Origin of the sequence: Roseicyclus amphidinii (assembly GCF_030163755.1) — a bacterium.
Classification (GTDB): Bacteria; Pseudomonadota; Alphaproteobacteria; order Rhodobacterales; family Rhodobacteraceae; genus Roseicyclus; species Roseicyclus amphidinii.
In genome coordinates, this window is sequence record NZ_JASJOE010000096.1 from 1 (window position 1) to 8266 (window position 8266).

Here is an 8266-nt window from a genome sequence, read left to right on the forward strand (position 1 = left end):
TGATCACCGGGCCGAACGCCGCGACCAGCGCCGGGACCGGCACGGACGGGGCGACGATCGAGGCCGGGACCACCGCCGCGGCGAGCTTCTCCGCCGACGAGAGCGTGACCTGGACGCTGGGCGGGACCGACGCCGGCCTGTTCCAGATCACCACCGGCGGGGTGCTGAGCCTGAAGGATCCGGGCGCGGTCGGGACCTACGTGGTCGAGATCACCGCCGAGGATGCGGCGGGCAATATCTCCGTGCTCACCTTCACCCTCACCGTGGAGCGAGCAACGTATATCGAGGCCAGGGCGGACAAATCGACTGGTATCGCCAACAGCGCGGACGCGGTTGAAATCACCGTGACCTTGATAGATGAAAATGACCTGCCTGTCATCGGGAAGGCCGTCGAGCTCACGACGAACTTCGGAACACTTTTCATCAACCCATCGGGCAACACCGTTCTGACGCGCGACAACGGGGATGGTACATACACGGCCTTCCTGCGTTCCGATGAACCAGGTGAAGCAAGGATTACCGTAACAATCGATGGGGTGGATCAACCGGACCAACTGATCGTCGAGTTCATTTTGATCGGCGAAACGGGCTCAGCCCTGGCCGCGTCGCCGAGCGAAATCAGGGCAAACGGCATAGACACAACGCAGATCACCGTCAGCCTCTATGATGCCGAAGGCGCTCTGTTACCGGCCGGCGGCGATACGGTAGTATTGACCTCGACCCTCGGCATATTGAGCGCAGTCACGGACAATGGGAACGGGACCTACTCCGCAACTCTGACCGCAAGCACAGAGGTCGGTGTTGCAACGGTGACCGGGACTGTGAATGGCATCGCCATCGCGGCACCGGCGACTGTAAGCTTCACAGCGTACCAACAGGCTGTTCGAGATGCCTTCACGGATGTCACCTCGACGTTCATTCAGCGTCGAATGGACAGGATCCTGTCAGCCGAACCGCGCGCGTATCATCTTGACCGTCGTCGGGACGCCACCTCGCGTCCACAGTTCAGCCTCGAGTATCAGGGAAATGCAGGTGGACTGGCGTCACGTCTTCAACTGGCGGGGCAGTTGGGCGACATGCCACGCGGAGGGCTTGATATAACTGCGTCGGAGGCCAGTCCCTCGTCGTTCCTCCGGTTTTCAGGGAGCGTCGGCTCGACTGACCGTGCTTGGTATGTCTGGACCGAGGGCCAGATCAGCGCCTACCAAGATGCGACCGGCACCCTCGCGCAACGCGACGGCGGTTTTGGGATCGTCTTCGTAGGTATTGACCATCTGGTGAATGAGCGGCTGAGCTTCGGGGTCATGGCACATCTTGATCGTGCATCGGAGCGGATCGATAGCTACTCCGAGGTTTCCGGGAATGGATGGATGATCGGCCCCTATCTGTCCGCGGAACTTGCCGAAGGCTTGTTTTTCTCGGGTAGGGTCGCGCGGGGCCAGTCGAGGAATTCTGCATCCATTGATGTATTCTCCGACAACACTGAATGGCGCGGGACATTCGGGACTGAACGTTTCCTTGTGCGAGGTGCTCTTTACGGGAGTTACGAACTGGGCCGCGCTCGCCTGATGCCACAAGTGGACCTGGCGTATATGCGCGAAGACCAAGGAGACCATGTTGTATCAGACGGTGTGTCGGAGGTATCGGTCGCGGGGGCCAGGTCCGACACAGGCCGTCTCACTTTTTCAACCGAGCTGGAATGGCCTGTCGAATCCACCTTCGGCGCAATGAACGCTTTCGTCCTGCCCCGACTCGATCGGGATTTCCAAACGCCCGCTCAGGTTGAACGGCAAAGTCAAACCAGGGGATCGCTGGAGCTTGGGTTGCGCACGACGCCAACTGCAGGATGGCGCGGCGAAGCCGCCGTTCGATATGACGGGATTGGGCAGCCCGGATTCAGCGCTTGGAACCTTAGACTGGGTGGAAGGTTTGATTTCTGACAGGGTGGAAGGAGCCTTTTGACGTCCATCTTGTCGACACCCGCGAAAAGACCCCTGGAGTGATCCAGGGGCGCACGACCGGTGGTTTCTGTCCGTCGGTGGCTAGTTTCAGCGTCGCCGTCATGCTGGCCGGGTCAGATCGCCGTTCAAGGCCGCCAGGGCCATGACCGAGATCGCCGACGCGCTGCCCCCGATCCACGAGGGTGCCACGGCACCGGGCATGATCTGCCGCCTTCGTCGGGAGGCCGCACCGGGCGTGCTCCGCGTCGTCCGGACGGTTCTCGTCGCCCAGACGGCCGGCACGGTGCCGAAGCAGCCGGAGACGGTCGCGCTCGCACCCCTCGACCGAGGGGTGCTGGCGCAGCTTCTTGTCGATGCCTATCCGTTGGCGGACGCCCCTTGCACCGCGCTCGTCGCACGGCCCACCAACGCGCCCGTCGCACGGGTCATCCGCCCGCCGTATAGCAAACTGTGCAGCAGACTGCAGGGATTTCAGACGAACACCACCATCGAGACGGCGACCGCTCTGCCCTGACGATGTGGTGTCATACCAAAATATCAGGTTTCTGACGTCGGTATGGTGGCGGAGGGGATGTGCCTAACGTCCAACCTTCTCCAGGTTTCACCCGGGTGGCGATGACCGCTAAAGTGGCGCTGCGGGATATTGCTTCCGCGCGAAGCTGTATTGCGGAGAGTTCAAGAATTGTCGCCTTCACAGATACTTAGCCGTCGGGACCTCTACGACCTTGTCTGGAGCAAACCGATGACAGCGCTTGCACAGGAATTCGGGATATCGGATCGGGGGCTCGCGAAGGTCTGCAGTCGTCATCGTATTCCCGTACCGCCCCGGGGGTACTGGGCCAAGGTTGCTGCCGGAGAACAACCGAAAGTGCCGCCGTTCCTCGAACTGAGGGATCGAAGCCTCGATCGGGTAAGCATTCGCGGGGCCACCTCAGCTCTTCCTGACGGCGTCGCCGAACTTGCCCGCAAGCGAAAGGCTGAGCGGGAAGTCCGGGCTGCTACCATATCCTGGAAGGGAAACAGAGCTCGGACGTCACGCTGAAGGGGCTCATGGAGCCATTTCCGTTGGAGTGGCGATCACAGATGGCGCTGCTTTCCTGAGTGCCCGCCAAATGAAATTCGCCACGATACGGGGATTGCGGCAGCTTGGGTTTCAGATGACCCTGAGACAAATCGGGGATATTGGGGCGTATCATGTCGGGCATTTTCAGATGGTTATTTGGCGGATCTTCTGCCCGCGAGCCCAAGGCACCGGATACTGTGCGAGATGAGCCTCGCAGTAAGGCCGCTGCCGAGCCGGAGCCTGAGATCCTCCGGATGGCGGACCCTTCTCTGCCCGGGCAGCTCTATTTCGCGCAGCTCGAACGTTTCACCTCCTCGGTTTCCGCAAAGGACTATGTGACCGCCGCTGCAGCCGCGCGTGCAAGTCTACCGCTGCTGCGTGACTGGCTGAAAGATCCTCAAGGCGACGGGCAGCGGCTTGACATTCGGATTCCGGCCCTGTCGCAAGGCGGAACGATGATGGCCATCGTCGGAGATCGGGACGGCCTCTGCGAGTTGCGGGACCTGGTGCAGAGTTTCGACCATCTGCAAGCTTACCGAGACGAGGCGGAGGAACACTTAGCCGACCTCGACCTTTTCGACCAGCTCCGGGAGGCGATCCGCGCAAATCCGGGCATCCTGCAAAGCCGGATCAAAACTGTGCTGGGCGTCGATGACGCGCGCCGTGCCAGTCGGCTCATCTCCTACCTGGAGAAGTCGGGAGAAGTCCGTCGCGCGAAGAGCGGAAAGACCTATGAGCTCTATCTCGCCGATGCCGAGATGCCCAAGGCCTCGGCCGCGACGATCTACAATGAGCCAGCAAGGCCGGGATCGCACCGACGCGATCGAGGTGCCGGGCGTCCGCACGAACTCGACCCAAAGCGTGTGAATATCGTGCCTCTTCCGCCTTCGCCGAATGCGTGGGAGCGACCCGTCGAGCTGCCTGCCACAGAGGAAGCCTTCGCAGACCCTCAAGGATGCTGGAGCGAAATCGTCGTCGAGGCAATTGCGAAATCGGATCGACCGGATCCGGCCTTTCGCAGGCATTACAGCACGCGCGGCGGCGCACTGTCGTTCGACGATCTTGCGAAGTCAGAAGCGAGCCTTAGCGCTCCTGGAGCGGTGATGTTCAGCGACGCGAGTGGACGACCTGGGACACCGGTGCCCCTACACCGCGATGCCTACCACATCTCCGTTCATCCAGAGGGCGAGGGCTTCGCGCTGCGCTCAAAGAGCGGTGTGATGACCGTCTATCGTGGCGACCTCGGCATCGATTTCGAGACAGATCTAGAGGCCGCCCCGGAAGTCGCCGCCAACCGCGAACGACTCGGCTTGGCAGAGAGCGAGGCACATCGCGCTCTGCGCTGTATAGCACTGACACCGGATCGGAACCGCTACCTCTTCACTCACGTCGACGAAGCGTGGTGCGTTAACCGGGAAGGAGAGCGCTTATGGGGGCTCAGGATGCCGGCGAAAGAGCCCACCCGCATCAGGGTAGGCGGGTCCAGCTTCGGGACCGCGGCGGAAATCGATCAAGCCCTGGAGGTCATGGGTCTTCAGATGCCGGTCACGCCCGACGAGATCCGAAGGCGATATCGGCAGCTCGTGCGTGAACTGCACCCTGACGTAAATCCGGGAAACGAGGAAAGGATGAAGGCGGTGAATGTCGCATCGGAGCGGCTAACAGGCCTCGACCCTGAGCAGCTTGACGGGAGTGGAGGAGGTGAAAACGGCTTTGAAATCGTGATCAGCTTTGGCCCCGCGGCCGAGGCGGACTGGATTTATGCCGCAGCCTTCTCCGGGACGGGAGAAACCGCTCTGCTTGGCACCTATGCCGGGCGGGTGGTGCGTGTGGACCGCAGCGGCTCGCCGACCACGATCTACGACGTGGGCTCCGTGCCTGTCCGCATCGTCGAGACCGAAGCGTTCCTCTATGTGATGACCACGACCCGTCTCTATGTGCTCGACGGCGACCGCCTGATCGCCTTGCATGATTGTTCGCCAAAATGCGATCTGCTCGTCAGCGGAGGCATGGTCCTCCTGGTCGAAGGCAAGGGCGTTCGCGTCTTCACGGAAGATGGCCGGCCGCTGGGAACCGTCCTGACCAAGGCGCCCATCCGGCGGGCGTATGTCGACAATGGCGAGGTCGTCGTGGAAACGCGGACGCAACGGGGGAGCTTCCGTGGGATCCGCGCGGTTCCGAAGAGACCCAGCGATCCGTCCCAGGCAAGTCCCATGCGTCCATCGTGATGGCTGACCACGTCACTGCGGACGGCCGCTCGTACATAATGTCGATGGTCCGCCAGAAGGACACGAAGCCTGAACTCGCCCTGCGCCGCGCCCTTCACCGGCTCGGATATCGCTTCAGGCTCCATCGTCGCGATCTGCCGGGCAGCCCCGACATCGTGTTCCCGTCGCGGAAGAAGGTCGTGTTTGTGCATGGCTGTTTCTGGCATGGCCATGGCTGCAAGTGGGGCCAACTGCCGAAGTCCAGGCCGGAGTACTGGAAGCCGAAGATTGAAACAAACAGAGAACGTGATAAGAGAGCCTTAACCGAGTTGCGGGAAGCTGGATGGGAGCCGCTCGTTGTCTGGCAGTGCGAACTGAGGGACTTCGAAGAAGCCGTCGGCCGTGTCGAAGCCTTCCTGAGAAGCTAGGTTTCGCTGGTCAATCCGGCACCACACCGATATGTTGAGTGAAAACGACAGGGAGCAAGGCATGGCAAGACCGATAGGAGTCGACCTGTTCGCAGGGGCCGGGGGCATGAGCCTCGGCTTCGAGCAAGCCGGCTTCGATGTGGTCGCGGCCGTCGAACTCGATCCTGTCCACGCCGCGGTGCACAAGTACAATTTCCCGCGATGCGCCGTTCTTCCAAGATCTGTCACGCACGTCTCAGGCGACGACATCAGGGCGGCTGCCGGGATCGGCAACCGTCGTGTGGATGTCGTGTTCGGAGGCGCTCCTTGCCAAGGCTTCTCGCTGATTGGCCAGCGGGCCTTGGACGACCCCAGAAACGGACTCGTCAAGGACTTCGTGCGCATCGTCAGAGAACTCGATGCCGCATATTTCGTCTTCGAGAACGTAAAAGGGCTCACGGTCGGAAAGCACCGGAAATTCCTATTCGAACTGATCGAAGAGTTCGAGGCTGCCGGTTACGAGGTGCAGAAGGATTGGCGTGTGCTGAATGCGGCCGACTATGGCGTGCCGCAGGATCGCCAGAGGCTAATCCTCATGGGCGCCAAGAGGGGCGAAGAGGTGCCGGCCTACCCGAAAACGATTGCCGAGAGGCCGACGTGCCAAGCCGCGCTCGCCGATCTGCCCGACGCCGAACTCTTCGAAGCGCTTAGGTCGTCGGATTACGTCGAGACGTCTGACTTTGGGAAGCCGAGCAAATATGCCGAGCCTCTGCGAGGGCTTGGAAACGATGCCTGGGCCTTCGGACATCCGAGAAAGTGGGATCCGAGCCTGCTCACTTCGAGCGCGCGCACCGAGCACACCGAGATTTCGCGGCGCCGTTTCCGAGAAACCGATCAGGGACGGGTCGAGCCGATTTCCCGGTTCTTCAAGCTCCCGGCGGACGGCGTATCCAATACTCTTCGCGCTGGGACCGACTCGGCACGAGGGGCGTTCACGAGCCCGAGGCCGATCCACTATGCCTACGCACGCTGCGTGACCGTACGAGAGATGGCGCGTCTTCACGGCTTCCCTGACTGGTTCCGTTTCAATGCCACCAAATGGCATGGGGCCCGTCAGATCGGTAACGCCGTACCGCCGCCACTTGCACGCGCCGTCGCGGCAGCCGTCATTCGAGCCCTAGGCATCGAACCCACTCGCCCGACAGAGGCCATCGCCCTCGGCGATGAGCGGCTCCTGACCATGGGCAACACTGAGGCCGCAGCGCACTTCCAGGTCGAAAACCCAATAGGTCGACGGGACAAGAAGAGCGGCGCCAAGAAGCGAAAGCAGGAAGAAATCGAAGCGTCATATGCCCTTAACGGGCGGCCTGAGTTCGTAGATGGCGTCGCTGGCTAGCGTCAGCTCATCGAGCGCCTGTGCGTCGGCTCTCCTGACGGCCTCGAATTCCGTGAGATAGAACCCGACGCCTCTGACGGTCCGGAGGCCGATCGGGACTACGATGTCGACTTCCGCTTCCGCGAATGCAGCCTGAACCTGGTTGATGATCTGGCTGGGGATCAGTGGATCCTTGGCCTGCTTCGCTTCACAGGTGACCAGTACAGAATCTGGATCCTTGGGGTCGCCAGCCTTCCCGAGAAACAGCGCATCGATCTCGGTCGAGCGGAGCTTGATGCCCATCTGCAGGTGCGTCAGCTCGAGGAGTGGATACGCTGGCGCGACTGCGAAGTGAGTCTCCACCACCCGGAGGTTGATGGCCGTCTGGATAAGCCAGGTTTCATCGGATCGGCCGAGCGACTTTGTGGCCAGCGGCAGACTGATCGATTGCACGAGGAAACGCGGCGCATCCTCCCGAACCTTGAAAGCATCTGGGAACGGCTCCGTCTGACCGGGTCGGTAGGGGATGAACTCGAAACACTCACCGTCACCCGTACGCTGGATTCCCGTGAACCGCCGTGCAGCAACCGAGGCAGGCCAGTTCTTCGAAGCGTTCGCTCCTCGGAGCAAGTCCTTCATGAAGTTGGCTGGGTTCCGGTCGCTTAGGGTCGAGCCGTACAGCTTGTTACATTCGCGGATCGCCTGAGCCACATCGTCGAGGCTCATGAGCGTCTTGTCGAGAGCGCCGTTCGCCGCGTCCCAGTGCTTTTCGAACAAGTGCTCGATCACCTGTGTCTTCTGCGATTTTGCCACTTTATCCGATCCGGTATGCTGATGATTACACGATAGTATTTCGAACGGATGTCAGTTCACAAGAGTTGCTGTGACCCCCGGTGCTCATCCGGCTGAGACTAGAGTCGGCGGTTGAACTTGGCGCTGTTGCGCCGACGGAGCAATGGGCGATCGACCTTGTCGATAGGTCCGAGAAGGGGCTCAAAGGAGATGAAGCGAGCCTCGGAATTCACACTCTTAAGGTGGTCGATGCGGCTGACATGAGCGGCATCCTCGACCGACACCCCCAACCAGATGTGTGGAGGAACTGGACCTCCACCGTAGCGTGCTTTCAGGTCACGTCCGTCAAGCTGGTGTAATTTCCCTGATGGCCTGAGGGCATGATCAGGCGGCTTTCGTGTTTATGCTGAGAATGGGGTCGATCTCCTCGGTGTCGATCTGAGCGAAGGCTTCGACCATCA

The 8266-nt window shown here is 61.1% G+C and carries 7 protein-coding genes; 5 read left to right on the plus strand and 2 right to left on the minus strand.

The window, feature by feature from the left end; translation table 11 throughout:
- The 5 genes from QQK83_RS18070 to QQK83_RS18090 form a co-directional block, all read left to right on the plus strand.
- Window positions 1-1940: invasin domain 3-containing protein (locus QQK83_RS18070; RefSeq protein ID WP_284266667.1), on the plus strand; the 1940-nt coding region annotated here is incomplete at its 5' end.
- A gap of 163 nt (window positions 1941-2103) precedes the next feature.
- On the plus strand, window positions 2104-2475 hold the full coding sequence (locus QQK83_RS18075; protein ID WP_284266669.1) for a hypothetical protein: 372 nt from the start codon (window positions 2104-2106) through the stop codon (window positions 2473-2475).
- A 680-nt stretch (window positions 2476-3155) separates the two neighbouring features.
- On the plus strand, window positions 3156-5252 hold the full coding sequence (locus QQK83_RS18080; RefSeq protein ID WP_284266670.1) for a DnaJ domain-containing protein: 2097 nt from the start codon (window positions 3156-3158) through the stop codon (window positions 5250-5252).
- A complete protein-coding gene (locus QQK83_RS18085) occupies window positions 5252-5659 on the plus strand; it encodes a very short patch repair endonuclease (protein WP_284266672.1) in 408 nt (135 codons plus the stop codon). The genes QQK83_RS18080 and QQK83_RS18085 overlap by 1 nt, the downstream gene beginning before the upstream one ends.
- 61 nt (window positions 5660-5720) lie before the next feature.
- Complete coding sequence (locus tag QQK83_RS18090) at window positions 5721-7034, plus strand: DNA cytosine methyltransferase (RefSeq protein ID WP_284266674.1); 1314 nt, start codon at window positions 5721-5723, stop codon at window positions 7032-7034.
- Here QQK83_RS18090 and QQK83_RS18095 read toward each other — a convergent pair.
- The gene (locus QQK83_RS18095) at window positions 6984-7802 is read right to left on the minus strand and encodes a hypothetical protein (protein WP_284266676.1); all 819 of its coding nucleotides are present in this window, start codon (window positions 7800-7802) and stop codon (window positions 6984-6986) included. The two genes, QQK83_RS18090 and QQK83_RS18095, sit on opposite strands and share 51 nt — an antisense overlap.
- A gap of 122 nt (window positions 7803-7924) precedes the next feature.
- Window positions 7925-8140, minus strand: a complete 216-nt coding sequence (locus tag QQK83_RS18100; RefSeq protein WP_284266678.1) for a DUF5131 family protein — start codon at window positions 8138-8140, stop codon at window positions 7925-7927.
- Between the last annotated feature and the right edge of the window lie 126 nt (window positions 8141-8266).